General features: G+C 61.1%; 1 protein-coding gene. It reads right to left on the bottom strand.

The features are described from left to right. Positions 1-1,077, bottom strand: a 1,077-nt coding sequence (locus tag ASC93_RS27300) for a CHASE domain-containing protein (protein ID WP_200958411.1), incomplete at its 3' end; no start/stop codon positions are given. Between the last annotated feature and the right edge of the window lie 354 nt (positions 1,078-1,431).

The raw sequence follows: 1,431 nt of genomic DNA, 5'->3' as shown, positions 1-1,431 counted from the left end.
GCGCCGCGACGAGGTCAGCGTGTGCAGCAGGGCGTACAGCAGGATGGAGCCGAGGAAGCCGAACGCCATCATCAGCTTCGGGTAATAGTCGTCGAACTCCGTGTACAGGGACGCCTTGGGTGCACTGAAGGTCGTTTTCCAGGGACGGCCGTTGAAATCGAGCGGCAGAGTCGTCGAGAAGACCTCGTCGCCAACGTCGAGCGACGGCGTAGGCTCATCCGCGGTGCCGTGACTGTCGAACAGCGCGAGCGCCTTGCCGCGGGTAACCTGGCCGCTCCTGTCGATACCGCTCCCGACGTCGTACAGTGTCATGCGCAGGCTCTTGACCGGAACCTCGTCCATCACGCCATGCAGCAGCTTGCGAATGCTGAATGCGATGCCCAGGGAGCCCGTGTAGGCGCGACGACGCTCGTCGACCGTGTTGAGCGGCAGGCGTTTGCGGTAGACCGGCATGCGCATGCCGACATAGATATTGTTCGGGCTCGACAACATGGGAATCGGCGTACCCGTCGAAAAAATCAGGCCACTGTCGCGCTCGCCGAGCAGCTGGTTCCCGAAGTAACGGTTTGCCATCAGGTCGATGCCATAATATTGCGCACCCGGCGGGGCGGGTTCGATGAAGGCGACGACCAGGTAGGATGGCCGGATTCCCGGCGGCGTGATGTCCAGGTCGACCTGCTTGTCGAAGATGCGGGACACGGTCGCGCTCAATTCGTCGGCGAACGCTTTGCGCCCCTCTCGAGGGACCTGGATTGCGTAATTGATGTAGTCCACCGCCGGGAAGTTCCTGGCCAGGTCCAGTCCAAGCACGAATTCATGGAAGTTCTGGTGCGTCAGCACATCAGAACTTTCGATCATGCTGGCTGTGGAGCGCAACAGGTCCGTGTACGATTTCACCCGAACATTGATCACGCTTTGTGCATGCTTGGCATGGCTGATGAAGCGTGCCTCGGCATCGCTCTCGATCGAACGCGCCGTGAACATGTACAGCAGCCCGCCGACCAGCGACGACAGCAGTGCACCAGCCCAGAACGAGAACCGGGTGACAGAAAATGTGTCTCTCAGCGTCGTCGCCATGAAAATTCGTTTCCCAAGGAATTGTTCCGGCGTCGCCGGATAGGCAATGTTAATTTGTTGAAACACTCATGTCGAGTACCGTGTGAGCCTGGTGACTCGAAAATGGAAGAGATCAACGGAAAAGCCCGCTTCGGAAGCCGAAGCGGGTTTTTACCGGGGTGGGAACGAGCGGGAGGCAGGTGTTGCGGCGGGGCGGCCGCAGGCGTTCGGCGCAGTCAGCGCGGTCAGTGCATCTGCGCCTCGGCATGCGCTTCGATGCGGGGGCTCGCGCAATACGCCGTCTCGGTGCGGGGGCTGGCGCAATAAGCGGTGGCGGCTATCGCGCCCTCGCCATCGCGGGCTTGCGCCTTGATG

The organism is Massilia sp. Root335 (genome assembly GCF_001425685.1).
GTDB classification, from domain to species: Bacteria; Pseudomonadota; Gammaproteobacteria; order Burkholderiales; family Burkholderiaceae_D; genus Telluria; species Telluria luteola.
This window is presented reverse-complemented; position numbering and strand designations above follow the sequence as displayed.